This window comes from Streptomyces sp. NPDC033845, assembly GCF_055576225.1.
Genome location: NZ_JBVIRI010000004.1, coordinates 185,945 through 211,608, shown reverse-complemented (window position 1 = coordinate 211,608; position 25,664 = coordinate 185,945). Strand labels below are relative to the sequence as shown.

The 25,664-nt window shown below is 72.6% G+C and carries 24 protein-coding genes; 14 read left to right on the top strand and 10 right to left on the bottom strand.

Annotated elements, in window-relative coordinates; genetic code table 11:
• The first annotated feature begins 309 nt into the window (after positions 1-309).
• The 6 genes from ssgD to ACZ50K_RS10735 all read left to right on the top strand — a co-directional run bounded on the left by ssgD (position 310) and on the right by ACZ50K_RS10735 (position 6,837).
• Positions 310-726: a spore wall synthesis regulator SsgD gene (gene ssgD / locus ACZ50K_RS10760; RefSeq protein ID WP_468900405.1), complete on the top strand. Its 417-nt coding sequence runs from the start codon at positions 310-312 to the stop codon at positions 724-726.
• Positions 727-1,013: 287 nt separating this feature from the next.
• A complete protein-coding gene (locus ACZ50K_RS10755; protein ID WP_468900402.1) occupies positions 1,014-2,660 on the top strand; it encodes an ABC-F family ATP-binding cassette domain-containing protein in 1,647 nt (548 codons plus the stop codon).
• 272 nt (positions 2,661-2,932) lie between these two features.
• Positions 2,933-3,904 (top strand): acyl-ACP desaturase, encoded by a 972-nt coding sequence (locus tag ACZ50K_RS10750; RefSeq protein WP_468900399.1) that lies wholly within the window; start codon positions 2,933-2,935, stop codon positions 3,902-3,904.
• Between the two features lie 616 nt (positions 3,905-4,520).
• On the top strand, positions 4,521-5,654 hold the full coding sequence (locus tag ACZ50K_RS10745; protein ID WP_468900396.1) for a WXG100 family type VII secretion target: 1,134 nt from the start codon (positions 4,521-4,523) through the stop codon (positions 5,652-5,654).
• A complete protein-coding gene (locus tag ACZ50K_RS10740) occupies positions 5,651-6,256 on the top strand; it encodes a hypothetical protein (RefSeq protein ID WP_468900393.1) in 606 nt (201 codons plus the stop codon). The genes ACZ50K_RS10745 and ACZ50K_RS10740 overlap by 4 nt, the downstream gene beginning before the upstream one ends.
• On the top strand, positions 6,253-6,837 hold the full coding sequence (locus tag ACZ50K_RS10735; protein WP_468900390.1) for a hypothetical protein: 585 nt from the start codon (positions 6,253-6,255) through the stop codon (positions 6,835-6,837). Before ACZ50K_RS10740 ends, ACZ50K_RS10735 begins: the two co-directional genes overlap by 4 nt.
• Before the next feature lie 35 nt (positions 6,838-6,872).
• Here the strand turns inward: ACZ50K_RS10735 and ACZ50K_RS10730 are convergent, their stop codons facing one another.
• Complete coding sequence (locus ACZ50K_RS10730; protein WP_468900387.1) at positions 6,873-7,118, bottom strand: WhiB family transcriptional regulator; 246 nt, start codon at positions 7,116-7,118, stop codon at positions 6,873-6,875.
• A 58-nt stretch (positions 7,119-7,176) separates the two neighbouring features.
• Positions 7,177-8,205 (bottom strand): non-homologous end-joining DNA ligase, encoded by a 1,029-nt coding sequence (gene ligD / locus ACZ50K_RS10725; protein ID WP_468900384.1) that lies wholly within the window; start codon positions 8,203-8,205, stop codon positions 7,177-7,179.
• A gap of 120 nt (positions 8,206-8,325) precedes the next feature.
• Here ligD and ACZ50K_RS10720 point away from each other — a divergent pair, with 120 nt between their 5' ends.
• Positions 8,326-9,387, top strand: coding sequence for an ATP-dependent DNA ligase (locus ACZ50K_RS10720; protein WP_468900381.1), 1,062 nt, complete (start codon positions 8,326-8,328; stop codon positions 9,385-9,387).
• Positions 9,388-9,417: 30 nt separating this feature from the next.
• Here the strand turns inward: ACZ50K_RS10720 and ACZ50K_RS10715 are convergent, their stop codons facing one another.
• Positions 9,418-10,878 (bottom strand): NAD(P)-binding protein, encoded by a 1,461-nt coding sequence (locus ACZ50K_RS10715; RefSeq protein ID WP_468900379.1) that lies wholly within the window; start codon positions 10,876-10,878, stop codon positions 9,418-9,420.
• Positions 10,879-10,999: 121 nt separating this feature from the next.
• On the bottom strand, positions 11,000-11,980 hold the full coding sequence (locus tag ACZ50K_RS10710) for an NAD(P)/FAD-dependent oxidoreductase (RefSeq protein ID WP_468900376.1): 981 nt from the start codon (positions 11,978-11,980) through the stop codon (positions 11,000-11,002).
• A 135-nt stretch (positions 11,981-12,115) separates the two neighbouring features.
• On the opposite strand from ACZ50K_RS10710, the gene ACZ50K_RS10705 reads away from it, so the two are divergent.
• Both ACZ50K_RS10705 and ACZ50K_RS10700 read left to right on the top strand, forming a co-directional pair.
• Positions 12,116-12,787: a helix-turn-helix domain-containing protein gene (locus ACZ50K_RS10705; RefSeq protein WP_468900373.1), complete on the top strand. Its 672-nt coding sequence runs from the start codon at positions 12,116-12,118 to the stop codon at positions 12,785-12,787.
• A complete protein-coding gene (locus ACZ50K_RS10700; RefSeq protein WP_468900370.1) occupies positions 12,784-13,392 on the top strand; it encodes a nucleotide triphosphate diphosphatase NUDT15 in 609 nt (202 codons plus the stop codon). Before ACZ50K_RS10705 ends, ACZ50K_RS10700 begins: the two co-directional genes overlap by 4 nt.
• A gap of 18 nt (positions 13,393-13,410) precedes the next feature.
• Here ACZ50K_RS10700 and ACZ50K_RS10695 read toward each other — a convergent pair whose 3' ends face one another.
• The 4 genes from ACZ50K_RS10695 to ACZ50K_RS10680 all read right to left on the bottom strand — a co-directional run bounded on the left by ACZ50K_RS10695 (position 13,411) and on the right by ACZ50K_RS10680 (position 18,824).
• Entirely contained in the window at positions 13,411-14,073 is a 663-nt protein-coding gene (locus tag ACZ50K_RS10695; protein ID WP_468900367.1) for a GOLPH3/VPS74 family protein, read from the bottom strand.
• A gap of 109 nt (positions 14,074-14,182) precedes the next feature.
• Positions 14,183-16,285, bottom strand: a complete 2,103-nt coding sequence (locus ACZ50K_RS10690; protein WP_468900364.1) for an MDR family MFS transporter — start codon at positions 16,283-16,285, stop codon at positions 14,183-14,185.
• Between the two features lie 60 nt (positions 16,286-16,345).
• Positions 16,346-17,728, bottom strand: coding sequence for a 6-phospho-beta-glucosidase (locus ACZ50K_RS10685; RefSeq protein WP_468900361.1), 1,383 nt, complete (start codon positions 17,726-17,728; stop codon positions 16,346-16,348).
• A gap of 94 nt (positions 17,729-17,822) precedes the next feature.
• Entirely contained in the window at positions 17,823-18,824 is a 1,002-nt protein-coding gene (locus tag ACZ50K_RS10680) for an MmyB family transcriptional regulator (RefSeq protein WP_468900358.1), read from the bottom strand.
• Positions 18,825-19,043: 219 nt separating this feature from the next.
• Here ACZ50K_RS10680 and ACZ50K_RS10675 point away from each other — a divergent pair, with 219 nt between their 5' ends.
• From ACZ50K_RS10675 to ACZ50K_RS10665, 3 genes are read left to right on the top strand one after another with little or no spacing between them, the layout of a single operon-like run.
• Positions 19,044-19,733 carry a helix-turn-helix domain-containing protein gene (locus ACZ50K_RS10675; protein WP_468900355.1) on the top strand — a complete coding sequence of 230 codons (690 nt, stop codon included), beginning with the start codon at positions 19,044-19,046 and terminating at the stop codon, positions 19,731-19,733.
• A gap of 27 nt (positions 19,734-19,760) precedes the next feature.
• Positions 19,761-20,309, top strand: a complete 549-nt coding sequence (locus ACZ50K_RS10670) for a toxin-antitoxin system, toxin component (protein WP_468900352.1) — start codon at positions 19,761-19,763, stop codon at positions 20,307-20,309.
• Between the two features lie 3 nt (positions 20,310-20,312).
• Entirely contained in the window at positions 20,313-21,503 is a 1,191-nt protein-coding gene (locus ACZ50K_RS10665; protein WP_468900349.1) for an MAB_1171c family putative transporter, read from the top strand.
• Between the two features lie 87 nt (positions 21,504-21,590).
• On the opposite strand, the gene ACZ50K_RS10660 is transcribed toward ACZ50K_RS10665, so the two are convergent.
• Both ACZ50K_RS10660 and ACZ50K_RS10655 read right to left on the bottom strand, forming a co-directional pair.
• Positions 21,591-22,355, bottom strand: a complete 765-nt coding sequence (locus ACZ50K_RS10660) for a bestrophin-like domain (protein WP_468900346.1) — start codon at positions 22,353-22,355, stop codon at positions 21,591-21,593.
• Between the two features lie 89 nt (positions 22,356-22,444).
• Positions 22,445-23,134, bottom strand: a complete 690-nt coding sequence (locus ACZ50K_RS10655) for a hypothetical protein (protein ID WP_468900344.1) — start codon at positions 23,132-23,134, stop codon at positions 22,445-22,447.
• 357 nt (positions 23,135-23,491) lie between these two features.
• Between ACZ50K_RS10655 and ACZ50K_RS10650 the strand changes: the two genes are divergently transcribed.
• Both ACZ50K_RS10650 and ACZ50K_RS10645 read left to right on the top strand, forming a co-directional pair.
• Positions 23,492-25,030: a YfcC family protein gene (locus ACZ50K_RS10650; protein ID WP_468901160.1), complete on the top strand. Its 1,539-nt coding sequence runs from the start codon at positions 23,492-23,494 to the stop codon at positions 25,028-25,030.
• Between the two features lie 91 nt (positions 25,031-25,121).
• Positions 25,122-25,649 (top strand): hypothetical protein, encoded by a 528-nt coding sequence (locus ACZ50K_RS10645; protein WP_468900341.1) that lies wholly within the window; start codon positions 25,122-25,124, stop codon positions 25,647-25,649.
• Positions 25,650-25,664: the final 15 nt, after the last annotated feature.

The window sequence follows — 25,664 nt, the reverse complement described above, 5'->3', positions numbered from 1 at the left end:
CGCCGGAAGCTAACGCACCGGGAGATCGTCGTCCAGGGCGCCTTGAGCCTGTGGAGCGAGCGTAAACCGGCCGTACTTGGGGGAGTTCAGCGCCTCCTCGGAGCTCGGCCGAACGGGCTCGGATCGCGTTCCGCGCAGACCCGAACCCCTGCCCGGCGATCACTCTGTGCGATCACACAGATGAATTCAGGCCAATCGGTGACACAGGTCACGTGCCTTCCCGTGCACGGATCCGCCCGTTCCCGCGTCTATCCCGGTGCCGGGCCCCACCCCATGGCCCGCAACCGATCCACAGCAAGGGAGCGAGCCGTGATCAACGTCATCGAGCAGGCCGTGGAGGCCCGTCTGGTCGCCGCCGCGCCGAAGGTCGAGTCCGTGCCCGTCACCCTCCGCTACGAACGGTCGGACCCCTTCGCCGTCCAGATGGCCTTCCCCGCCCCGGCCACCCTCGAAGGCGTCGAAGTGTCGTGGACCTTCGCCCGCGAGCTCCTGGAGGCGGGCGTGCAGCGGCCCGCCGGCCACGGCGACGTGCGCGTGCGCCCGTACGGGGCGGGCCGGACGGTCATCGAGTTCCACGCCCCCGAGGGGGTCGCGATCGTCCTCATGCACTCGGCCGATCTGCGGCACTTCCTGGACCGGACCTGCACCGTGGTCCTCCCCGGCCTGGAGCACCTCTACCTGGACATGGACCACAGCCTGGCGGAACTGATGCGCGACTCCTGCTGACCCTCCGACCCGCCCGCTCAACCTCCTACCGACTTCCACCGGCTCCTACGGGCCCCCACCGGCTCCTGCCGGAAAAGCGTTTGCGGGTGGCGGGGGGCCGCCCGTAGCTTCGAAGACGCCCCATTGCCGTCGATCGGAGCAGGACATTGCTGGTCTGAGGTCTGAGACACCACACCGACAGGACCACCCTTCGCGCCGCCGCGCCCTCGCGTCCGCGCCCCGTCCCGTCCTCATCCCCGGTGTCTCCCCACGTTGCAGCTCTTCATCCACGCAACCTGGAGGCCTCCATGAGCCATCCCCCCGTGTTCGTCACCTGCTCCTCCCTCGCCTTCGACTGGCCCGACGGCACCCCCGTCTTCGAGGGCCTCGACCTCTCCGTCGGCCCCGGCCGCACCGGCCTGATCGGCCTCAACGGCTCCGGGAAATCCACTCTGCTGAAGCTGATCTCCGGTGAGCTGCGGCCGACCGACGGCCAGGTCTCGGCCGCCGGAACGGTCGGCTACCTCCCCCAGGGCGTCATCCTCGACACCGCGCTGCGCGTGGACGAGGTGCTCGGCATCGCCGCCGCCCGGACCGCCCTGCACGCCATCGAGGCGGGCGAGGCCACCGAGGAGAACTTCACCCTGCTCGGCGACGACTGGGACGTGGAGGAGCGCGCCCGCGCCACCCTGGACCGGCTGGGTCTGGACCGGATCGATCTGGACCGGACGGTGGGCGACCTGTCCGGCGGCGAGTCCGTACTGCTGCGGCTGGCGGCCCTGCTGCTGGCCCGGCCCGAGGTCCTGCTGCTCGACGAGCCGACCAACAACCTCGATCTGAGGGCCCGTCGGCGACTGTACGCGGCCGTGGAGTCCTGGTCCGGGGTGCTCGTCCTGGTCAGCCACGACCGGGAGCTGCTGGACCGGGTCGACCAGATCGCCGAACTGCGCGAGGGCGAAGTCCGCTGGTACGGCGGGAACTTCAGCGCGTACGAGGAGATCGTCGCGGCCGAACAGGAGGCCGCCGGCCGGATGGTCCGGGTGGCCGAGGCCGACGTCCGCCGCCAGAAGCGCGAACTGTCGGAAGCCCAGGTCAAGTTGGCCCGACGCAAGCGGTACGGCCAGAAGATGTTCGAGAACAAGCGCGAACCGAAGATCGTCATGGGGATGCGCAAGCGCTCCGCCCAGGAATCCGCCGGCAAACACCGGATCATGCACACGGAGAAACTGGCCGAGGCCCGAGAGCGGCTGGAGACCGCGGTGGACGCGGTCCGGGACGACGACGAGATCCGCGTCGACCTGCCGGCCACCCTGGTACCGGCCGGCCGGAGCGTCCTCAGCCTGCGCGAGCTGGTCCTCGCGCACGGGGGCGGCGCACCCGTCGTACCGGGCGAGCTGGAACTGCGCGGACCCGAGCGGATCGCCCTGGTCGGGCGGAACGGCTCCGGCAAGACCACCCTGCTCCGCACCATCGCGGGACTGCTCCCGCCGGAGTCCGGGGAGGCGGTCCGGCACGTACCGGCACGCTTCCTGCCGCAGCGGCTGGACGTACTGGACGAGGAGCTGTCGGTGGTGGCGAACGTGGCCCGGTTCGCCCCGGACGCCACCGACAACCGGATCAGGGCGCGGCTCGCGCACTTCCTCTTCCGCGGCACCCGGGCGGAACAGCCGGCCGGCACCCTGTCCGGCGGGGAGCGGTTCCGGGCCGCGCTGGCGGCCCTGATGCTGGCGGAGCCCGCTCCGCAGCTGCTGATGCTGGACGAGCCGACGAACAACCTGGACCTGGCGAGCGTCCGCCGGCTGACGGAGGCCCTGGACTCCTTCCAGGGGGCGCTGATCGTGGCGAGTCACGACGTGCCGTTCCTGGAGTCGATCGGCATCACCCGCTGGCTGCACCTGGACGGCGTCCTGCACCCCGCCACGGCCGAATCGGTCCGCGACGCGATGTGGGACTGATGGGGCCGGTAGCCGAAACCAGGCGAACCGGCCCCATCCCACCCCAAACCAGACCTGACGAACCCATCGCCGATCCCCCGATTACGGCGCGATCGGCACCCTCGGACGTGTCTCATTTTCATGCATCTACACGCGCTCCCACCTGCACACATAACTCAATGTAACGGGCCATACCCCCGGTCCGGGCTTGGCTGGTCTTCACGCCATGCTTAACCTACGGATTCGTAGGCTACGGAACCGTAGGTAATTGACTTGTCCCACCAGGAGCACCCGTGACGATCACCTCTCCCCACCTTGGCAGCTCGGAGGCGTGGACCGACGCGAAGCTGCTGTTCGCCCTGGAAGAGGTGGTCGAGAAGGAGCTGAACCGCCACCTGAAGATCACCAAGGACTGGATGCCGCACGAGTACGTGCCGTGGGGCGACGGCCGGAACTTCCCCGGGTTCTTCGAGGACGGCGAGGCCTGGGAGCCCAGCCAGTCCAAGGTGACCGAGATCGGCAAGATCGCGCTGGTGGTGAACCTCCTCACCGAGGACAACCTCCCCAGCTACCACCACGAGATCGCCTCCCTCTTCGGCCGCGACGGCGCATGGGGCACCTGGGTGCACCGGTGGACCGCGGAGGAGGGCCGGCACGGCATCGTGATGCGCGACTACCTGCTGGCCTCGCGCGCCGTGGACCCGGACAAGCTGGAAGCGTTCCGGATGCAGCACATGTCGGAGGGCTTCGAGTCCGACAACCGGCACTCGATGCTCCACTCGATCGCGTACGTGGCCTTCCAGGAGCTCGCCACCCGCATCTCGCACCGGAACACCGGCCACCAGTCCGGCGACCCGGTCTGCGACCGCATGCTGGCGCGCATCGCCGCCGACGAGAACCTGCACATGATCTTCTACCGGAACCTCCTCGGCTCCGCGTTCGAACTCGCCCCGGACCTCACCATGCAGGCCGTACGCGATGTGGTCGTCAACTTCCGGATGCCCGGCCACGGCATGCCCGGCTTCGAGCGGATGGCCGCGCAGATGGCCATCGGCGGGGTCTACAACCTGCGCATCCACCACGACGACGTGCTGAGCCCGGTGCTCCGCTTCCTGAAGGTCATGGAGATCGACGGGCTCGGCCCGGAGGGGCAGCAGGCCCAGGACGAACTCGGCCTGTTCATGAACGGCCTGGACGCGGAAGCCGCCAAGTTCGACGAGCGCCTGGCCGCCCGCGCCGCCCGCGTCGCCGCCCGCAAGGGCTGACCGGTTCCCCATCCCTCCTGGGAGTGACGGAGATTCCCCTGGCCGAGCACCGCTCTGCCAGGCTTCTCCGCCATGACCCTTCTCCGGGCGGACCTGGACCAGCTCACCCGCTTCACCCAGTCCCTGGACACCTCGCTGACCGCCCTCCGCGAAGCCCGCCAGGCCCTCGACCACATCCGCGCGGACCAACTGGGCACCAAGGAACTGGACTCGGCCTGCGACCGCTTCCAGAACAGATGGTCATACGGCGCGAAGCAACTGTCGAAACGCGTCAAAACAGTCCGCGAAGCCGTCCGCTCCGCCGCCACGGACTACGCAGCCGTGGACACAGCCATCCACGAAGCCTTCCGCACCACAGCCGCGACCGGCGGCCCGGCGGGGCATACGGCTCCGACCGGAGGCCCGTCCGGGTGGCCCGGAGGGCCCGCTCCGGCGGGGTGGCCGGCCGAAGGCCCGGCCCCGGCGGGAGGCCCCGCGGGATGGCCCGGAGGGCCGACGCCCGGAGGGCCGGCCGGGGAGTCGGCTCCGGCTGGGCCGGCCGCAGGCCCGGCCACCGCAGGGCAGGCGCCCCCGGCGGGCGCGGCCGGCGCGGCCGCCACGGCACGAGCGGGTCACCATGGGTGACTCCCTCGGCTTCGACCCCGCCCCCGGCTCACCACCCGCCGTCCTGGCCCTGGCCGCCAAGCTCCGCACCTCCGCCGCTTCCCTCGGCGAAGCCTCCCGTGTGGTCGACGCCCTGGTCTCCCGCAGCGGCTCCTGGCAAGGCGAAGCAGCCACCGCCTTCCGCTCCGCCCTCTCCGAGGACCTCCCCCGCTACCTCCGCTCCGCCCACGATTCCCTGACCCAGGCCGCCCGCCGTCTCACCACCTGGCACGACACCCTGGTCTCCCACCAGTCCCTGGCGGCCCGCTACGAGTCCCTGGCCGCCTCCGCCACCACCCCCGAAGCCCTGGCCCACGCCCGCCGCCTGGCCACCGAACTCGCCGCCCAGCACACCGCGGACGCCCGCCGCATCGCCAAACAACTGGATTCGGCCACCGACCGTCTGGCCCCCAAGGAACCCGGCTACCTCGCACAGCTCTGGCAGAAGATCACCGACGACCCGGCCGACAGCCTCTCGAACCTGTCCGCCGTCCTCGGCCTGACCAGCGCCGGCCTCGCCTTCATCTGCCCACCCGCCGCCCTGGCGGTCATGCTGGTGGGCAGCGGCCTGAGCCTGGCCGCCCTGACGATGCACGCCTCGGACCCCAAGTTCCGCAAGCCGTTGAAGGACGGCTTCACCAAGGCCGAGTTCGACGCCGACTTCTGGAAGAGCGGCGTCACCCTCATGGGCGACACCCTCGGCTCGGTCCCGGGCGTCGCCACCCTCGCCACCGGCGCCAAGGCCGGCATCACCGCCACCCGCACCGCCATGGCCGCCGCCCCCGAAGCCAGCGCCCTCTCAGGCCTGAGCACCGGCACCACCGCCTTCGCCCGCACCACGTGGACGGAAGGCCACGCCATCCGACAGGTGGAGAGCCCCTTCACCCAATGGGCCCTACGCGACGCAAGCCCGCGCGTCCGAAACACGGTCAATGTGCTGGTGCCGGGCACTGGCGTGGCAACGGCCTTCGCCAGCTACTCGCCGTGGGCAAAGGAGACCATCAGCGAGACCAGTACCGCTGTGGACGGCACCCGTGGGGTGCTGGAAGACGCACCGGCTGCCGCCGCCAGGGCCTCCTACGCCTGGACTGTAATGAGGCCCCGATGACTCACGACTTCCCCACCATCTGGTTCCGGCTCCCTCCCGGGTTCTACGACGTCACCGACGAGCAACGACCTGAGTTGGAGGCCGTCGCCGAGTTCATGGGCAGCGCGGAGGCCGAGCGGCAGCTCTCGGCGCTCCTTGACCAACTGGACGAGCTTGCCGAGCATCACGTCGTACACACGGCTGTCGGACTGCACCCCGACGAAGTCTCTGGCCTAGCAACATCTCTGTTCTCCCTGACCGTACGACCGACCGGCACCGGCAGTGCCGGATTGGCAGTAGCCAGAGCTGCCCTCGGCATCGCGCAGTCGGGGCTGTGGGAGACGTCGGTCCGGCGAGTCGTCGAATTGCCGTCAGGGCTCCCCTGCTGCCTGGTGGGCGGGACTCTGAGCCTGCCCGAATTGGATCAATCGATCTTTCAGGCACGGATTGCGACAGCCCACTCTGAGAGCCCGCACGTGCTCGTCCTTGACCTGACCAGTGCATCGACCGATCACCACGAGGAGTACACCATTCTGCTCGAAGCCATCAGCCACACGGTGACGTTCGTGAATCCGACACCACCCTCCACCCCTCCGTCGCGAATCCTGGAGGTCCTGTTGTGAACCTCCCGTTGACGAAAGTGGCCTGGGATCATCCGCCCACGGCGCGCGGATACAGAGAACTGGTGGTCCGCCGAACGGTCTGGCTGATCGGCATCGGCTGCATTTTCGCGCTCTCCTGGCCCATCGGTCTCTTCGCACCTTCGCCACTGATTGTGATCGTATTCCTGACGGTCCTGGTCACCGCGGTGGCCGTGCTGCCAGCGGCGCTGATCGCCTATCTCCGGCGCGGGCGCGTGGCCGCGGTGCTTCAGGCTTATCCGTGGCAGGAGTTCCCTTGCCGTTACCCCGCGGTGGGAGCTGGGAATCCGACGACCATTTCGGTCTCGGTCGGGGATGAGCCCGCGCCCACGTTCCGCATCGTCCCGTTTCCCGTCGCGCTGGCCGAGACGCAGAATTCCGAGCCCGGGCGGATCTGGTTTGCCGGGGATCCGCGGTTCGGGGGGGTGGTGTCGCCCGTGGGGGGGCACTACCCGGTGCGGGTCGTGCCGCATGTGGTGGGTGGGGTGGGGGGCGGCGGGGACGTGGAGTTGGCGCGGCGGGTGGGGCTGGTGCGGCGGAGTGGGAAGGGGACGCAGACCTAGCGGGGCGGCGGGGTCGCGGGGTGGCGGGGTGGTGGTCAGGTGCGGCGGAGGGCCGAGCGCTCGGATTCGGAGAGGCCGCCCCAGACGCCGAAGCGTTCGTCGTTCGCCAGGGCGAACTCCAGGCATCCGGCCCGGCCCTCGCACGCGCCGCACAGCCGCTTCGCGTCCCGGAGGGAGGATCCCGGCTCGGGGAAGAAGAAGCCCGGGCCGGTCTGGGCGCAGAGGGCGAGTTCGTACCAGGGGGCCTCGACTGGGCCCGCAGCGATCGTGTTCATCGACATGCGGCGATCCTCACCACCGCCGATGTACGTCCGATCAACGACTGATCAACGGGCGTGGTCAGGAGGCCGGGGGGTGTTTGGCGCGGCTGGGTTGGACTCGTTTCGGTTCGCCGGGCATTTTCGGGTAGTCCGGGGGGTACGGCATGTCGCCGAGACCGTGGTCCTGTTCGTCGCGGGCGGCGCGTTCCAGGAGGGGTTCCAGGGAGAAGGCGTGGTCGTCCATCTCCGCGTGGAGGTCGCCCAGTTCGGCGAACCGGGCCGGCATGGTCAGGATGTCGAAGTCGCGGGGTTCGGCCGTGTCGATCTCCTCCCAGCGCAGCGGTGCCGATACCGGGGCGTCCGGGCGGGGGCGGACCGAGTAGGCGGAGGCGATGGTGCGGTCGCGGGCGGTCTGGTTGTAGTCCACGAAGATCCGCTCGCCGCGCTCCTCCTTCCACCACGCCGTGGTGACCTTGCCGGGCATCCGGCGTTCCAGCTCCCGGCCGAGGGCGATCGCGCAGCGGCGGACCTCGGTGAAGGTCCAGCGCGGTTCGATGGGGATGAAGACGTGCAGCCCGCGGCCGCCCGAGGTCTTGGGCCAGCCGCGCAGGCCCAGTTCGGTGAGCAGGGCGCGCAGTTCGTGGGCGGCGGCCACCGCGTGGTGGTAGTCGGTGCCCGGCTGGGGGTCCAGGTCGATGCGGAGTTCGTCGGGGTGGTCGACGTCCGCGCGCCGCACCGGCCAGGGATGGAAGGTGAGGCAGCCGAGTTGGGCGGCCCACAGGACGGCGGCCGGTTCGGTCGGGCAGATCTCGTCGGCGCTGCGGCCGCTGGGGAAGGTGATGTGGGCCGTCGGGATCCAGTCGGGCAGGTTCTTCGGGGCGCGTTTCTGGAAGAAGGACTCGCCCCCGATCCCGTCCGGATAGCGCTCCAGGGTGGTGGGGCGGTCCCGGAGCGCGCGGGTGATGCCGTCCGCCACGGCCAGGTAGTAGCGGGCCACGTCCAGCTTGGTGAGGCCCCGCTCGGGGAAGTACACCTTGTCCGGGCTGGACAGCCGCACCTTCCGGCCGCCCGCCTCCAACTCGATCGCGTTCCCGGCAGCAGCACCCATGAGCGCCACGGTAAGCGGACCCGGCCCGGGGCGCATGCCCAGGACGGAGGGCCGGTACGGAGGGGCTGGACGGCGGTCTACGCCGGGCGGTGGCGGGCGGGGCGCCGCAGAATCTTGGGTATGGACCTGCCGGTGATGCCCCCTGTGAAGCCGATGCTCGCCAAGTCCGTGGCCCGGATCCCGGAGGGCATGCAGTACGAGGCGAAATGGGACGGCTTCCGCGCGATCGTGTTCCGCGACGGGGCGGAGCTGGAGATCGGCAGCCGCAATGGCAAGCCCCTGACCAGGTATTTTCCCGAGCTGGTGGCCGCGCTGCGGGAGAATCTGCCGGAGCGCTGTGTGCTGGACGGGGAGATCGTGATCGTGCACGGCGACCGGCTCGACTTCGACCGGCTGACCGAGCGGATCCATCCCGCCGCCTCCCGGGTCGAGCTGCTCGCCGGGACCACCCCCGCCTCCTTCGTCGCCTTCGACCTGCTCGCCCTCGGCACCGAATCCCTCCTCGACACCCCGCTCGCCGACCGCCGCACCGCCCTGGCCGATGCCCTCTCCACCGCCCGTCCCCCCGTCCACCTCGCACCCGCCACCACCGATCCGGCCGAGGCCCAGCAATGGTTCGAGCTGTTCGAGGGCGCGGGGCTGGACGGGGTGATCGCGAAACCGCTCGACCTGCCCTACCGGCCCGACGCCCGACTGATGTTCAAGATCAAGCACGAGCGTACGGCCGATGTCGTGGTCGCGGGCTACCGCTTCCACAAGAGCGGTCCGATTGTCGGATCGCTCCTGCTGGGCCTCCATGACGAGCACGGCGCACTCCAGCACGTGGGGGTCTGCGCCGCCTTCCCCATGAAGCGCCGCGCCGAACTCGTCGAGGAGCTGGAACCCCTCCGGATGACCGACCCCTCCGGCCACCCCTGGGCCGCCTGGGCCGAGGAGTCCGCCCACGAGAACGCCCGGCTGCCCGGCGCGCAGAGCCGCTGGACCGGCAAGAAGGACCTCTCCTGGGTGCCGCTGCGCCCCGAACGGGTCTGCGAGGCGGCCTACGACCACATGGAGGGCGACCGCTTCCGGCACACCGCCCAGTTCCGCCGCTGGCGGCCGGACCGCAGCCCGGAGAGCTGTACGTACGCCCAGCTGGAGGAGGTCGTACGGTACGACCTCGCCCGGGTTCTCGGGACGTAGGGGGGACGGAGGCGGCCGGCCCGCCGCGGGTCAGCCCGCCGTCAGCTTCTCCCAGGCGGGGCGGTCCGGGCCCGCGTCGTTCGGGAGGTAGCCGGGGCGGGCGGCCAGCCAGCGGGCCACCCTGGCCCGGACCTCCGGGTCGGCATAGGCCCGCTCGGGGAGTTCGGCCAGGTGCCGGACCCTGGCCCGGGCCCGCATCACCTCCGGGTCGTCCAGGGCGCAGTCGAAGAGGGCGGCCACCTCGCGCGCGGTGCCGGTCCGGGCCGCCCGGGCCGCGAACCGCTCCCCGATCGCCGTGTCGGCCACCACCTGGAAGTCGAACCAGGGTTTGAGGGTGCGCACCGTCCACGCGTGGTAGTCGGTGGCGAAGGCCGCCGAGCCCGGGTCCCGCCCGGCGGTCCGGGCGATCCGGCGGGCCGCCCACAGGGTCAGCGACGCCCCCTGGCCGAGGGTGGGGTTGGTGTGCGCGACGGCATCGCCCACCGGTACGAACCCGGTGACCTGCGGCCCCCGTTCGTCCACGAGCGCGCACCACCGGTTGTCCAGGCTCGCGGTGGCCCGCACCTCGGACAGCGGCTCGGCGCCCAGCTCCAGCCAGACCTCGCCGGGCGGGAAGGAACGCGCCGCCGCCTCGAACACGGCGGGGTGCCGGAGGGCGGTCCGGGTCGGATCGCCGGTGTGCACGATCAGGGTGACCGCGAACGTCCGGTTGTCGGCGGGGAAGACGGCGCAGCCGGCGAAGGTCCCGCCGGTCACCGCCCAGGGCCGACTCGGGCCCTCGGCCATCCCCTCGGGCAGCCGGTACCAGCGGCAGAAGTACGCCAGTCCGGTGCGGTGCCGCTCCACCACGGCCGGCCGGCAGCCGGCCGCTGCCAGCCAGCGGTCCGAACCGGCGCGGCGGCCGCCCGCGTCCACGACCAGGTCCCCTTCGTGGCGGCCGGCGGCCGTCCGCACCCCGGTCACCCGCACCGGCCCGTCGCGGCCCACCGATCCGCCCCCGCTACCACCGCCACCGCCACCGCCACCGCCACCGCCACCGGTCAGGCTCGCGGCAGCGGTCGTCAGGCCGGTGACCGCCGCCCCGTAGTGGCTGACCACCCCCGGTTCGGCGCGCAGCGCGCTGACCAGGGCGCTCTCCAGGACGATCCGCCGGGCCTGGATCATCACCAGGTCCTCGTCGCCGGGCCGGGCCGGCGGCCGCCGCTCGAACCAGTCCAGTTCGTGCCGCTCCCGGGCGCCGAGCCGCAGCATCTCCTCGTACACGTCGGGGAGTTCCGTACGGAGGACCGTGCGGGCTGCGCCCAGCAGGGCGTGCGGCTGGACGGCCTGCGGGACGGCGGGGCGGCGCCAGCCGTAGAAGTCGCGGTCCAGGGCGCCGCCCGGGGCCCTGGTGTCCCGCTCGAAGAGCTCCGCCGTATGTCCTTGCCGGGCTGCCATGAGAGCGGTGGCGAGCCCGCCGACCCCGCCCCCGATGACGATCAGATGTGCCATCGCGACCCCCGTTGCTCTCGTGCATCAAGTGCGACGATCAGATCGTCGGAGATTCGGAGATGATGCGCGGCGGCGGACCGGCCGAAACCCGCACACCAGAGCGAGCGGCCGTCACCGCCGGTCAGCGGCCCCCCGCCGGCTCGAACCGGGGGTCGTCCACGGCCCGGCGGATCTCCTCGGCGATCAGGTCCGCGTTGATCGACACGGCCGCCCGGGCCCCCTGGGCGGCCGCGCCCAGCAGTTGTTCGGTCGGGGAGGTGACGTTCCCGGCCACCCATGCCCCCGGCAGCAGGGTGGCCCCGGTGAGCGGTTCGGAGTCCACCACCGTGCCGAGCACCTCGCCGTCCCGCCGCACCTCGGTCAGCGGCAGGCCGAGTCCGGTGAGGAGTCCGGCACGGGCGGCGAACCGGGGCGCGACCACCAGCGCCTCGCAAGGCACCGCCGTACCGTCGGCGAGCTCCACGCCCGTGAGCCGGTCATCGGCCGAGATCCGCAGGCCGGCCACCTCGCCCCCGGTCACCGCGATGTCCCGGGCGGCCAGTTCCCGGTGCTGCTCCGTCGAGAACCGGACCCCGTTCCCCAGCAGGGTGATCCGGTCGCTCCACTGCCGCCACAGCTGTGCCTGCCGGACGGCCCCCGGGCCGGTCGCGAGCACGGCCAGCGGCCGGCCGCGCACCTCCCAGCCGTGGCAGTACGGACAGTGCAGCGCGTCCCGGCCCCAGCGCTCGGCCAGCCCCGGGAGCCCGGGCAGGACATCGGTCAGTCCGGTGCACACCAGCAGCCGGGCGGCGCGGACCGTACGGCCGTCGGCGGCGTGCACCAGGAATCCGCCCCCGGGCAGCCGGTCCGCCGAGACCGCCTCGGTACGGGCGAACCGCACCCCGTACCCCTCGGCCTCCGCCCGCAACCGGGCGGTGAACTCGGCGGGGACGGCACCGTCATGGCCCGGAAAGCCGTGCAGATCCGCGGCGCGGGCGTTCCGCGGGGTGCCGGAGTCCAGCACCAGCACCGTGCGCCGGGCCCGGGACAGGGTCAGCGCCCCGCTCAGCCCGGCGGCCCCGCCGCCCACCACCAGCACGTCCACATCCCTGTCCGTGGCCACTGTCCCTGCCACTGCCACTGCCGCCTCTGCTCCCATGGCCGCTCACCCCTCGTCTCCGCTGGTGTCCTTCCCCGTGAGCCTGCGCGCGAGCCCGCCCGCTTGACAAACCATGTTGCCGAATCGGCAAATGGAGGCATGGCGCACGATCAGGACCGGAATCAGGGGCGTGGGCAGGAGTCGGACCGGGAGCTCGCCGAGGTGCTCGTCGCCGTGGGGCCCCGGCTGAGGGAGCTGCGGCGGGCCCGCGGCACCACGCTCGCCCAGCTCAGCGAGACCACCGGGATCTCGCTCTCCACACTGTCCCGGCTGGAGTCGGGTCAGCGCCGGCCCACCCTGGAGCTGCTGCTGCCGCTGGCCCGGGCCCACCGGGTGGCCCTGGACGAGCTGGTCGGCGCGCCCGAGACCGGGGATCCGCGGATCCGGGCGAAGCCCTTCGTCCGGGACGGGCGCACCCATGTGCCACTGACCCGCAGCATCGGGGGCATGCGGGCCTTCAAGACGATCCTGCCGCCCGCCCCGGACCCGGCGGCCGGCACCGGTCCGTGCTCTCCCGAGCAGCGGGTCCACGAGGGCTACGAATGGCTGTACGTGCTGTCCGGACGGTTGCGGCTGCTGCTGGGCACGCACGACCTGGTCCTGACGGCCGGCGAGGCGGCCGAGTTCGACACCCGCACCCCGCACGTGTTCTTCAACGCGGGCCCGCAGCCCGTGGAGTTCCTGAGCCTGTTCGGACCCCAGGGAGAACGCATCCACCTGCGGGCCCGGCCCGCCGGAACCGACCGCACCGAAGGAGCAACCGGACGATGACCACCGCAGCCCCGCACCCGGAGCACGAGCGTCCCGAGCGGGGCGCGCCCCGGCCCCACGCCGTCGTCGGAGTGGGCCTGATCGTGCTGGACGGGACCGGCCGGGTCCTCCTCGGGCAGGCACACGACGGGCGCTGGGAGCTGCCCGGCGGCAAGGTGGATCCCGGGGAGGGTTTCGAGCAGGCCGCGGCCCGCGAACTGGCCGAGGAGACCTCGCTGAAGACCGACCCGGCGGCGGTCCGGGTGCTCGCCGTGCAGCTCGCCGGACCCACCGACCCGTTGGCCGAGACGTCAGCCGGCACCGCACCCGGCACGGCATCCGGCTCCGCACCCGGCACGGCATCCGGCTCCGCACCCGGCGCCCCGGCCGGCTGCACCCGGCTGACGGCGGCCGCGCTCACCGAGGCGGCCGAGGGCACCCCGGCCGTCACCGAGCCCGACAAGATCGCCCGCTGGGAGTGGTTCGCCCCCGAGCGGATCCCCGCAGCGCTCTACGCCCCTTCGGCCGCGGTCCTGCGGGTCTGGCGCCCCGACCTCGGCGGCCTGCCCGAGGTCCCCTCGTACGACTACCCGACGGTGACGGCCCACGGCGAGGCCACCCCGTAGGAACCGGCGGCCGAGGCCTCAGGAGACGGCGGCCGCCGCCGAGGCGGCGGTGGCCGCGATCACCGCGGCCTGCATGTCCCGGATGGCCACCCGGACGCTCTCGGCCGCCCACTCGCCGGCCGATATCTCCGCCATCCGGCGGGTCACCTCCCGCCGCGGCAGGTCCGGGAAGGCCAGCGGATGCAGCCGGGCCGAGTGCAGCAGGGCCGTCAGGCCCGCCGTCCGCTCGTCCGGGTCGGTCCTGCCCAGGACCGCGGCGGTCAGCCGTTCCCGGAGTTCCCGTTCGATGCTCCCGTCCGCCTCCGGATAGCGGCGGACCGGGAACAGGCCCAGCACCCGGTGCCGTTCCTCCACCACCAGTCCCCGCTCGGCCAGCCGCTCCACGGCCGCCCCCACCGCCTTGGTGTGGTCCTTGGCCAGCCAGTCGGTGATCCGGCGCTTTCTGCGGCCCTTCATCCAGGTCTCCAGCTGGGCCAGTCTGCCGTCGAGCAGCGGCTCTCCGGTGGGCCGCGTGTCGAGCACCTCCAGATAGGAGCCGGTGACCGACACCCGCCCCGCCATGACCAGTTCGAGCAGCAGGCCGCCGGCCACCGCCCAGCCGGCCGACTGCCGTGATCTCGCCGCCCCGGACTCGTCGTCCAGCGACAGCAGCATGATCTCCTCGCCCAATGTGACCCGCATCAGCGGTCCCCCACTCCCCCGTAACCTCCGGGTACCGTTCCGTTACCCATCTGTTGAGACGGACGGCCCGACCCGAAGGTTCCCCACGGCTTCCGGATCCGGGTGTCCGTCAGGTCCGGAGGGCGCCGCCCGGGCGCGGTGCGAAGAGGCCGTACTCCAGGTCCTCCGCCAGCAGCCGCTTGGCGATCGCGTCCGCCGCCGCCCGCAGTTCGTGGCTGCGCGGACGTCCCCGGTCCTTCTCCAGCTGGTCGCCCAGCCACTTCGCCCAGGCGGCGGAGATCACGTCGGCCTCCCGCTGACCGCCCCGGGTCAGCGTGAAGTAGCCGCCCTGGCGGGTGAGGAAACCTTCCTCGACCATCCGGTCGAAGACCGGCACCAGCACCTCGGGGGGCAGCGAGCGGCGCCCGGCGATGAGCCCGAGGCCGGCGTGGCCGACGGTCCGGGTCAGCAGGTCCACCTGCATGACCGTCCAGGCTCCGGCCATGTCGAGCCGGGTGTCGGAGGAGTCGACGATGGCGCGGGCGGTCTCCGGCCCCATGCCGCGGACCAGCTTGCCGACGGCCAGTTCCAGCAGTTTCGCGGAGTCCCCGGAGGCGGTGGCCGGGGAGCCGAACCCGTCGCCCATGTCGGTGGAGGCGGCCCGTGCCGTGTCCCGCAGGGTGACCTGCTTGAGGAACAGGGCCACCACGAATCCGAAGAGGGCCACCGGCACGGTCCACAGGAACACCGTGTGCAGGGCCTCCGCGTAGGCGTCGATGACGGGGGCGGCCGCGGCCGGGTCCAGGGCGTGCACCCCCTGGGGGCTCTGCGCGGCAGCGGTCAGCGCGGCCGGGTCGGCCCCGGTGGCCCGGGCGGCCTCCTCGACACCGCGGCGGAGTGCCGGCTCCAGCTGGTTGGCGTAGATGGTGCCGAACACGGCGGTGCCGAAGGAGCTGCCGAGGGTGCGGAAGAAGGTGACGCCGGAGGTGGCGGTGCCGAGGTCGGCGTAGTCCACGGTGTTCTGCACGGCGATGGTGAGCACCTGCATGCACAGGCCGATGCCGGTGCCGAGGACGAACATGAACAGGGATTCCAGCCAGGCGCCGGTGCCGCGGCCCATCAGCGACAGCAGGTACAGGCCGACGGCCATGACCAGGGAACCGACGATCGGGAAGACCCGGTACCGGCCGGTCTTGCTGGTGACGTTGCCGCTGAACACGGAGGCGATGAGCAGGCCGATGACCAGGGGCAGGGTGCGGACTCCGGAGACGGTGGCCGAGTCCCCGTCCACGTACTGGAGGTAGCTGGGCAGGAAGGTCATCGCGCCGAGCATGGCGAAGCCCACCACGAAGCTGAGCACCGAGCAGACCGTGAACACCTGGTTGCGGAACAGCCGCATCGGCAGCATGGGTGCGGCGGCCCGGGTTTCGGCCAGGCAGAACAGGGCGAGGGCGACGGCGCCGCCGACGAAGAGGCCGAGGATGACCGGGGAGCCCCAGGCGTACTCGTTGCCGCCCCAGCTGGTGGCCAGGATCAGGGCGCTGGCGCCGACGGCCACCAGGGCGATGCCGAGGTAGTCGATGGCCGGGCGGGTGGCGGAGCGTACGGAGGGGATGGTGCGGGCGGCGGCGAAGACGACGAGGACGGCGATGGGGACGTTGACGTAGAAGCACCAGCGCCAGCTGAGGTGGTCGGTGAAGAGTCCGCCGAGGAGCGGTCCGATGACGGTGGCCACGCCGAAGACGGCGCCGATCGCGCCCTGGTACTTGCCGCGTTCGCGCAGCGGCACCACGTCCGCGATCAGGGCCATGGAGGTGACCATCAGGCCGCCCGCGCCGATGCCCTGGAGGCCGCGCCACAGGATCAGCAGGGTCATGTTGCCGGCCAGACCGCAGAGGAACGATCCGGTGATGAACACGATCGCGGAGATCTGGAAGATCAGTTTTCGGCCGAAGAGGTCGCCGAACTTGCCGACGAGCACGGTGGCCACGGTCTCGGCGAGCAGATAGGCGGTGACCACCCAGGACATGTGGGCGGCACCGCCCAGGTCCGCCACGATCGTGGGCAGGGCGGTGCCCACGATGGTCTGGTCGAGGGCCGCCAGCAGCACCCCCAGCATGATCGTGCCGAAGACGATGTTGCGCCGTCTCCGGTCCAGCACGGGGGGCGCCTCGGCGGTCGCGGGGGCTGTGGTCACATCTCGCACTCTCACAGCGGGCCGGGTCCCCCGCATGCCGCGTTGGGCCGTACGGGGCCCGGCACGGCCGCCGCCCCGGGACCCGGCGGGCGGGGATCAGCGCAGGTAGCCGAGCCCCGGGTGCTCGGCGGTGTAGCCGTCCAGCAGGCGGCGGGCCACGTTCACCGAGTCGACCAGCGGGTGCAGGGCGAAGGCCTTGACGGCGGTGGCCCGGGAGCCGTCCCGGGCGGCGGCCAGCACCTCGCGCTCCACCGCCTTGACGGCGGTGACCAGGCCCACCGCGTGGTAGGGCAGCGGGTCGACGGCGACCGGGTGCGGGCCGTTGGCGTCCACCAGGCAGGGCACCTCGATCACCGCCTCCGGGTCCAGCACGGAGAGGGTGGAGCCGTTGGCGACGTTGAGGATCAGGGTGGCCCGCTCGTCCCGGGCGATGGCCCGCATCAGGGCGAGGGCGACCTGCTCGTAGCCGCCGGACTCCAGGTCCTCGGGCTCCCGTTCGCCGACCCCGGCGGTCTCCCGGTTCTCGGCCATGTACGTGGCCTCCCGCTCGGCCCTGGTCCGGTCCCAGGCGGCCAGCGCCGCCCCCGCGCCCGGCGCCCCGTTCGGCCCGTTCGCCCCGTTCGGCCCGGCCGCGCCGGTCTCCGCGTAGAAGGCCCGCTGCTGGTCGCGCAGGAAGGCCCCGCGGGTCTGCTCGGCCTCCTGGTAGGCGCGGACCGTCTCGCGGTTGAAGTAGTAGTAGTGGAGGTATTCGTTCGGGACGGCACCGAGCGATCTCAGCCATTCGGCGCCGAACAGCCGGCCCTCCTCGAAGGACTCCAGGGCGACCGGGTCGGCGAGCAGCCGGGGCAGCTGGTCCCGGCCGTCCAGACGCAGTCCGCGCACCCAGCCCAGGTGGTTGAGGCCGACGTAGTCGATCCAGGCCTCGGCCGGGCGGGCGGCGCCCAGCACCCGGGCGATCCGGCGGCCGAGCCCGACCGGGGAGTCGCAGATCCCGACGACCCGGTCGCCGAGCTCCTCCCGCATGGCCTCGGTGACCAGGCCGGCCGGGTTGGTGAAGTTGATGACCCAGGCGTCCGGGCAGGTCCGGGCGATCCGGCGGGCCAGCTCCCGGACCACCGGCACGGTGCGCAGCCCGTACGCGACCCCGCCGGCGCCCACCGTCTCCTGGCCGAGGACGCCTTCGGCGAGGGCGACCCGCTCGTCCGCGGCCCGGCCGTCGAGTCCGCCGACGCGGATGGCGGAGAACACGAAGTCGGCTCCGCGCAGCGCCTCGTCCAGGTCCCGGGTGGCGGTGACCTCGGGCGCGTCGGGGATCCCGGCCGCCTGGTCGGCGAGGACCCGGGAGATGGCGGTGAGCCGGGCGTGGTCCTCGTCGTAGAGGGTGACCTCGGTGATCCGGCCGGGGGCCCGGTCGGCGAGCAGGGCCCCGTAGACCAGCGGTACCCGGAAGCCGCCTCCGCCGAGGATCGTCAGCCGCATGTCCCTGCCACCCTTCGTCGGTCGGTGGCGCCCGGCGCCCCGGTGGCCGGTGCCACCGCACACCAGTGTCACCGACCGGGGCCCGCGGGCCGGCTCACTCCCCCAGCGGCGGCACGGCGCGCAGCCGCGGGGCGGACTGCCGGGCGGCGGCGGCAGCGGCCTGGCCGCCGGACGGTCCGGTGGATCCGGGCGGGGCGGACAGCACCAGGGTGATCCGGGTGAAGCCCATGCCGGTGAGCTTCCGGCCGGTCTCGCACACGATCCGGCAGCGGACCAGTCCGCGCGCCGGGTCCGGGTGGCGCACGGAGAGCACGGCGCCGTCGCGTTCGGCGGCCTCGGCCCCGTACGTGCTGAGCCAGTGCGGCACCCCGTACCGGTAGGCGGCCTCCATGAACGGGTCCCGGGCCACCTCCTGGCGGATGCTGCGCAGCCCCTCGTCCTCCGGTTCGGCGGCCAGCGCGGTGGCGAACTGCGCGAGCAGCGGTACGCACCAGGCCGGTTCGTGGTCCTCCAGGACGGAGGCGGCGTCCGGGTGGAACAGCACGAAGCGCAGGAAGTTGTCGTCGGGCAGTGCCGTCGGGTGCGGGCGGACGGCCTGGAACAGCTGGTCGAAGGCCGAGTTGGTGAGGGCCACGTCCCAGCGGTGGTCCACCAGGAAGCTCGGGTACGGCACGGCCTCCATCAGGGCCGCGTAGTCCCTGAGGTAGTCGCGCTGGGCCGGGTCGTCGGGCAGCCGGTTCTCCTCCGGGGCGCGCCAGGTGGGCGGCGGATCCCGGTCGACCATGACCCGGAACAGCCAGAAGCACTGCCGTTCGCTCATCTCCAGGGCCTCGGCCAGGGCGAGCAGTTTGCGGTCCGTCCATTCCTTGACGAGGCCGCGTTCCCAATTCCCGTACGCGCGGAGACTGATGCGCAGGCGGGCGGCTACGTCCTCCTGGCTCAGGCCCAGTTCCTCGCGGCGCTGGCGCAAAATCTCCTTGCGGCGCTCCAGCCGCACTGTGCCACGGACGGGCTCATCACCCGCCGGGCCTTCTTCACCGGTCCGGGCGGCGCGGGAGAGGCCGTCGGACGGGCCCACCGCTGCGAGATGTGGCACCGAGAGCTCCCCCTTCTCACGGTCTGGATCTTCATTTCCGTGTGGCGATCCTGCTACCCGAATCATTCGAGTGTCAACTATTGTGGCAATTCCAGCCCCTTGACAGCGCATTCCCGCCACAGCTGTGGCAAGTTCTAGCCCTCCAAGGCCGGACAGGCTAGCCTCCAGGGGCCAACCACGTGCCCGAAACCGACCTGACGTGATCTAGGAGAACCACTGGTGACAGACGGCTTCCCGGCTCCCGTCGCGGTGGCCACCATGCCCCTGGCCGCCACCGTCGCACGCGTGGCCGACCTCGCGGACAAACTGGGCCGCAAACAGGGCGAAGTCTTCAACCTGCGCCGGCTCTCGGACGCCTCCGGAGTCCCCGCGGATGTGATCAAGGCCCTCCTGGAAGGCCGGCCCGCCGGCGAACCGGACCTCCAGACACGCTTCCTCCAGCGCCTCGACCTGCTGCGCCGCACCCGGGTGAAGCCCAACGGCCGCCGGTACACCCAGCAGGAGATCGCCGACGGCGCGGCCATGTCCCGCCAACAGGCCGGCGCACTGATCAACGGCGACCGCCGCCCCACGATGGAACACTGTGACGCGATCCAGCGTTTCTTCGGGGTGCACGCCGGATTCCTCACCGCGCACGACGCCGACGCCCTCACCGACGCGCTCCAGCGCACGGAACAACAGCTGCTACAGGATTTCGCGGGCCGTGAGCGGGAACGAGAACGGGAGACGGTTTCAGCCGAACCGGTCCCGGCCGATGACGACCCGCTGGCCCGGCTGTTGCAGAATCACGGGGTACGCGGGATCGCCTGGCGGGCCGCCCAGCTGCCCAGTGACAAACATCGGGACAAGGTCACTGAATGGCTGGACATGCTGCTGGAAAGCGTCAAACGGAACGACCTTGAGTCCTGATCAGGATCCGTGCCGACGGGGAGAACGGTGAGCATAGGCAGGGAGCAGCGGAGGCTGTGCGGGGAGCTGGTGGCCGGGATCCGGCAGGCAGCCCCCGCGGGGCCCGTGGACCTCTACGCCGCCCTCTGCGAGGGGATGAGCAGACACCGCGGCCGCCGGGTGGACTTCCGGATGGCCTCCTTCCCGCCGGGAACGGCGAGCGGTCTCTGGCTCGACATGGCGGACCGGGACCTGGTCGTGATCGAGGAGCGCACCGCCCCGGACCACCAGCTGGTCATCCTCGGCCACGAGCTGTGGCACATGAAGGCGGGGCACTGCAGCCACCACGTCGACGGCGCCGCCGTCGCCGCCCGGCTGCTGTCCGACGAGGCCGACATCACCGAGACGGTCCGGCGGGTCGCCGCCCGGACCCGGGCCGATGTGCGCGAGGAGACCGAGGCGGAGTCCTTCGGGCTGCTGCTGGGCAGCAAGTGCCGGCCGTGGCTCTCGGCCGCCCTCGGCCCCGCCGTCTCCGAACGGGACGAGCTGGCCGGCCGGATCGAGGCCTCCCTGGGCTATCGAGGACCGCGAGGCTGAACCTTGGAAGGCCTGGACTTCTACATTCCGGCCGGCGTACTGGTCGTCGCGTTCGCCTGCAAGCTGCCCGGACTCTTCCGGCACTGGCGGGACCCGCTGGTGCGGGCCGTCAGCGTGCTGCTGCTGGTGGCCAGCTCGGTGTTCTTCTTCGCCGCGCCGCCCACCATCGCCGCGGTCAACCGGATCACCGGCGTGCCCAACTTCTCGGCACCGCTGGTCTACTGCATCCTGTCCGCCTTCAGCGCCTCCTGCCTGCTGCTGCTGATCAACTGGCGGGGCGGGCCACCGGAACGCACCCGCCGGCTGTCGCGCTGGTGCGTGGGCGTCTACAGCGCCGCGATCCTCGCCCAGGTCCTGCTGTTCACCATCGGCGACGCCCCCGAACAGCGGCTCCGCGACTTCGACACGTACTACGCGCACACTCCGTTCATCCGCGAGATGGTGCTGGTGTACCTGACGGTGCACACCGGGGCGGCGATCGTGATGACCGTGCTGTGCCGGCGCTGGTCGCTGCACGTGCGGGGGTCGCTGCGGTCCGGACTGATCCTGATGGTGATCGGGTTCGTCCTGAACCTGGTCTTCGACGCGGCCAAGTTCGCGGCCGTCTTCGCCCGGCTGGCCGGGCACGACTGGGACATGCTCAGCAGCACCGTGGCCCCGCCGGTGGCCTCCTTCTCCGCCCTGCTCATCGGCACCGGGTTCGTGCTGCCGCTGCTGGTCCAGCGGTTGTCGGCCAGCTGGCACACCTGGGCCACCTACCGGGGGCTCGGGCCGCTCTGGCGGGAACTGCGGACGGTGGTCCCGCACGGCTCCCGGGCGGTCCGGATCTCCTGGTGGTCCCCGGCCGACCTGCGGGTCACCCAGCGGGTCGCGGACATCCACGACGGGATGCTGCACCTGGACCCGTACTTCGACCACGAACTGCGCGAGGGCGCCCGGGCCTCGGCGCTCGCCGCCGGCGCGGGCGCCCGGCAGGCCGAGGCCACCGCCGAGGCGGCCATGGTGGCGGCCGCGGTGCGGGCCCGGGCGGCCGACCCGGAGGAGAAGGTCATCGGCTCGGCGGACGCCTACACCTCGGCCAGCGGCGAACGCCCCCGCGACCTGGTGGGGATCTCCCGGGCGCTCCGCTCCCCCGTGGTGGAGCGGCACCGCCGCCCCGCCGCGACCACCGGCGGATCCCCGCAGACCCCGTGACGCCGCGGGCCTCGCGTCCGTAGGCCTCGCGTCCGGGGGCCTCGCGTCCGGGGGCCTTGCGTCCGCGGTCCGGCCGGCTCGGCCGGGTCAGAGGCCGAGGAGGGGGAACAGGTCCTGGAACGGGGCCGCCGAATCGATTCCCTCCCGTCCGTAGGGCGCGTCCAGGCTCCACACCAGGAACAGCAGGAACACGATCAGCGCGCTGAACAGTCCGGCCAGCAGCAGCTCCCGGCCGGAGCGGCGGATCTGCAGGGTGAAGATCAGCCCGACGGTCACCACCCCGCCGGTCAGCAGCCCGAACCAGACCACCCCCGGCAGGGTGGAACCGGAGCTCTGGGTGCGGGAGTGCCGGGCGTCGTCGGCGGCCGCGATGTGGTCCAGCAACGGCTGGTAGGCCTGGGCCTGGAGCTCGGTGGCCGGGCTCTGGTGGGTGACGTCGGTGCGCAGCTTGGCCAGCAGCAGGGCGCCCTCGTCGCTGGGGGTGTCCCCCGCGGTCATCCGCGGCCAGTCCACCGACACGGTGTGGCTGACGTAGGCGTCCACCTCGCCGCGGATCCGGTCCCGTACGGCCGCCGGATAGACGTCGGAGCGCTGGGTGACCTCGTACAGGGACTGCGCCTCGCGGCGCACGCTGTCCTCGGCGGCACCGCGCGCCTCCCAGACCCCGGCGATGGCCAGGCCCAGCACGATCGCGTAGACCACACCGACCATCATCGTCATGTACTCGATGACATCGGGGGTTTCGCTGGTGTCCTCGTCCGCGGCCACCCGGCGGTGCCGGATGGTGGTGATGGAGAGGACGAGGGCGCAGACGAGCGCCATGGCGATGGCCAGAACCAGCCATTCGGACACGAGGGAGCTCCCGTTCTGGGGTGCGGTGGGTGCGGTGGGTGCGGTGCGGTGCGGTGCGTGGGATGTGACGGGTGGGATGGCGCCCGGGGTCAGGCTCCGCGGCCCCGGCCGCGCGGGCGCAGGGCCGCGGCCGCGAGCACGGCCGGGGTGGTGACCACCGCCATCAGCATCATGGGAGAGAGCCCGCCGGCCCCGCTCTGCCGGACCGCGGTGGGCCGGTAGGGGCGTACGTGGAACCGGGCGGGAGCGGCCGCCGCGCCACGCGCCGGGGCGGGGGGCGCGGGCGCCGCGGTGGCGGGCGCCCCCGGTGCGGCGGGCGCCAGGGCCGGGGTACCGGCGAAGGGCGCCTCCCCCGGTACCGGTTCGGGCACGGCCGCCTCGGGGCGGCGGCCGGGGCCGGGCAGGGCGGCCGCCAGGGGCCGCTCGGGCGGGTCCGTGAGGACGGCCGCCCGGCCGGGCGGCACACAGCCGGCCAGCCGGCTCCCCTCGGGCGCGCAGTCGGCGGCGGCCGGGGCCGGCCGGGCCGGAGCGGGCCGGGAAGGTGCCGGACGGACCGGGGTGGGACGCGCGGTACGGGTCGGCCGGACCGCCTCCGGCGAGGGCGGTACGGGCGGCGCGGTGGCCGGGGAACCGGGCGCCGCCGGGTGGACCGGCGGCAGCCGGACCACGGGCACGCAGACCTCCACCCGGGCGGTCCCGTCCCCCACGTCCACGAAGCCGTGCAGCGGGCAGAGGGCCGCCACCAGCCCCGCCCCCGCCAAGACCTGCCAAGCGGCCACCGTGCGCCCGCCCCTCTTCCGATGCCTCGCGGATACGATCCTCCACCCGAAGAAACGATCAAGGCCGGAGGACGACACGCCGAAACCCGGGCCGACCCTCCGACCGGCTCCGTTCACCCACTCGGCCCCGCACCCACGGCGACCCCGCCGCCCCGATCGCATGATCGGAGGAAGGGCCCGCGAACCGGCGGAGACCCCGGACCGGATCGGAGGGCGCTGCCGGATGGAACCCACGCACCGGTCGGCGAGTCGACCCACAGCGGCACCGGCGGAAGCCCAGGCCCCGGCGGCGGACGGACGGACCCGACGCCCCTCGGCGACCGGCGCCGCCCGGTGACCGGGAGCGGACCGGCCCCGGTGGGCCCGCTCGGCCCGACGGCCCCGCCGCAGGCCCCCGAAGAGCCGCCGCCACCCCGCAAGTTCACCTTCCCCAGCGCCCTCACCATCCTGGCGATCGTCACGGTGGCCGTCTGGCTGCTGGCCTTCCTGGTCCCGGCCGGCCTGTACGACCGCTCCGAGGACGGTTCACCGGTCGCCGGCACCTACCACCGGGTCCAGGGCACCCAGAGCTTCACCGACCGGCTGAACGACCTGTTCCTGTCCCCGGTCAACGGCCTCTACGGCATCCAGGACAGCCAGACCGGCGAGGTCGGCCCGAGCTTCACCGGGGCCCTCTACGGCAGCGCCGGGGTGTTCCTGTTCGTCCTCGCCATCGGCGCGTTCATCACGGTGGTGTTCGCCACCGGCGCCCTCGACCGGGGCATCGCCCGGCTGGCGCACCGGCTGCGGAACCGCGGGGCGCTGCTGATCGCCGCGGTGATGGTGGTCTTCTCGGTGCTGGGCACGGTCGAAGGGTTCGCCGAGGAGACCCTGGGCTTCTACGGGCTGCTGGTCCCGATGATGCTGGCGCTGGGCTACGACCGGCTGGTCGCGGTCGGTTCGGCGATCCTGGGCGCCGGGATCGGGGTGCTCTGCTCCACCGTCAACCCGTTCGCCACCGGGGTGGCCTCCTCCGCCGCCGACATCTCGCTGGGCGACGGGATCGCGCTCCGCTTCCTGATGTGGATCGTGCTGACGGCGGTCACCGTGCTGTACGTCATCCGCTACGCGCGCCGGGTCCAGCGGGATCCGGCCAAATCGATCTGCGGGTTCCTGCCCGGCGACCGGGACCGGAAGGCGGTGGCCGACGCCCCGGAGGAGCCGGAGCTGACCCCGCTGCACCGGACCGTACTGGTGCTGCTGGTGCTGGTCTTCGCGTTCATGATCTTCTCGGTGGTGCCCTGGTCCAGCGCGCTGTCCGGCAAGGCGGACGCCAAGCCCTACGGCTGGGAGCTCGACTGGTCCTTCCCCCAGCTGTCCGCGCTGTTCCTGTGCGCTGCGGTGCTGGTGGGGGTGGTGGCCCGGTTCGGCGAGGCCAAGCTGAGCTCGACGATCATCCAGGGCGCGGCGGACTTCATGTCCCCGGCGCTGGTGATCATGCTGGCCCGCGGGGTCACCGTCATCATGAACAACTCCCGGATCACCGACACCGTGCTCCACTCCATCGAGGGCGCGGTGAAGGGCACCTCCTCCGGGGTGTTCGCCGTCTTCGTGTTCCTGGTGAACCTGCCGCTGGCCTTCCTGATCCCGTCCACCTCCGGGCACGCCACCCTGGCCATGCCGATCCTGGCCCCGCTGGCCGATTTCGCGGGGGTGTCGCGGGCGGTGGTGGTGACGGCCTGGCAGTCGGCGAGCGGCTGGATGAACCTGTGGGTGCCCACCACCGCCGTGGTGGTCGGCGGGGTGGCGCTGGCGAAGGTCGGCTACGACAAGTACCTCCGGTTCGTCTGGCCGCTGCTGGCCCTGCTGTTCGTGCTGATCTGCGGCTTCGTGGCCCTGGGCGCGGCCGTCTCCTGACCGGTCCGGGTTCCCCGGATGCCGGTGCGCCGTCGCCGACCGCCGTCTACCGTGGAGGCGGGATCGCCGGGCTTCGGGAGGGGGCGCCACGATGCGGGAGCAGTTGTCGGGTCTGGCCGCGAGGGGCGCGGCGGCCCTGGTGTCCGCCGCCGGTACGCACACGGGGGACGGCCTGCGGCAGGCGTTCGCCCGGTGGTTCGGCCGCGGGGACGACGGCCGCGAACGGGCGGCCCTGGACCGGCTGGACCGGATGGCCGCGGAACTGGAGGCCGCCCTGACCGCCGGAGCCGAGGCCGGTGCCGAAGCCTCAGCCGAGGCCGAGGCGGCCCGCAGCGAGCAGACGGCCCGCTGGACGACCCGTATCGAGGACCGGCTGGAGGACCTCCCACCAGCCGAACAACCCGCCGCCGCAGCAGAGTTGACGGAGCTGCTGGCCGCCCACGCGCCACCGCCCCCGGCCCCGCCACGGGCCGCCCCGGTCACGGCCGGACGCGGTGGTCTGGCCGTCGGCGGCGACCTGGGCGGCATCCGCGCCGACAACGGCTCCATCGCCGCCGGCACGATCAACGGAGGCGCCCGGATCCTCCCCCCTCCCCCGCCGAATCCGCCCCGGGGCTGACCGGATCGGCAGCAC

Coding starts and splice junctions, on each gene's coding strand:
- ACZ50K_RS10755 (WP_468900402.1), top strand. CDS start 1,014: ATGAGCCATCCCCCCGTGTTCGTCACCTGCTCCTCCCTCGCCTTCGAC.
- ACZ50K_RS10745 (WP_468900396.1), top strand. CDS start 4,521: ATGGGTGACTCCCTCGGCTTCGACCCCGCCCCCGGCTCACCACCCGCC.
- ACZ50K_RS10740 (WP_468900393.1), top strand. CDS start 5,651: ATGACTCACGACTTCCCCACCATCTGGTTCCGGCTCCCTCCCGGGTTC.
- ACZ50K_RS10730 (WP_468900387.1), bottom strand. CDS start 7,118: ATGTCGATGAACACGATCGCTGCGGGCCCAGTCGAGGCCCCCTGGTAC.
- ligD (WP_468900384.1), bottom strand. CDS start 8,205: ATGGGTGCTGCTGCCGGGAACGCGATCGAGTTGGAGGCGGGCGGCCGG.
- ACZ50K_RS10720 (WP_468900381.1), top strand. CDS start 8,326: ATGGACCTGCCGGTGATGCCCCCTGTGAAGCCGATGCTCGCCAAGTCC.
- ACZ50K_RS10715 (WP_468900379.1), bottom strand. CDS start 10,878: ATGGCACATCTGATCGTCATCGGGGGCGGGGTCGGCGGGCTCGCCACC.
- ACZ50K_RS10705 (WP_468900373.1), top strand. CDS start 12,116: ATGGCGCACGATCAGGACCGGAATCAGGGGCGTGGGCAGGAGTCGGAC.
- ACZ50K_RS10700 (WP_468900370.1), top strand. CDS start 12,784: ATGACCACCGCAGCCCCGCACCCGGAGCACGAGCGTCCCGAGCGGGGC.
- ACZ50K_RS10695 (WP_468900367.1), bottom strand. CDS start 14,073: ATGCGGGTCACATTGGGCGAGGAGATCATGCTGCTGTCGCTGGACGAC.
- ACZ50K_RS10690 (WP_468900364.1), bottom strand. CDS start 16,285: ATGCGGGGGACCCGGCCCGCTGTGAGAGTGCGAGATGTGACCACAGCC.
- ACZ50K_RS10685 (WP_468900361.1), bottom strand. CDS start 17,728: ATGCGGCTGACGATCCTCGGCGGAGGCGGCTTCCGGGTACCGCTGGTC.
- ACZ50K_RS10645 (WP_468900341.1), top strand. CDS start 25,122: ATGCGGGAGCAGTTGTCGGGTCTGGCCGCGAGGGGCGCGGCGGCCCTG.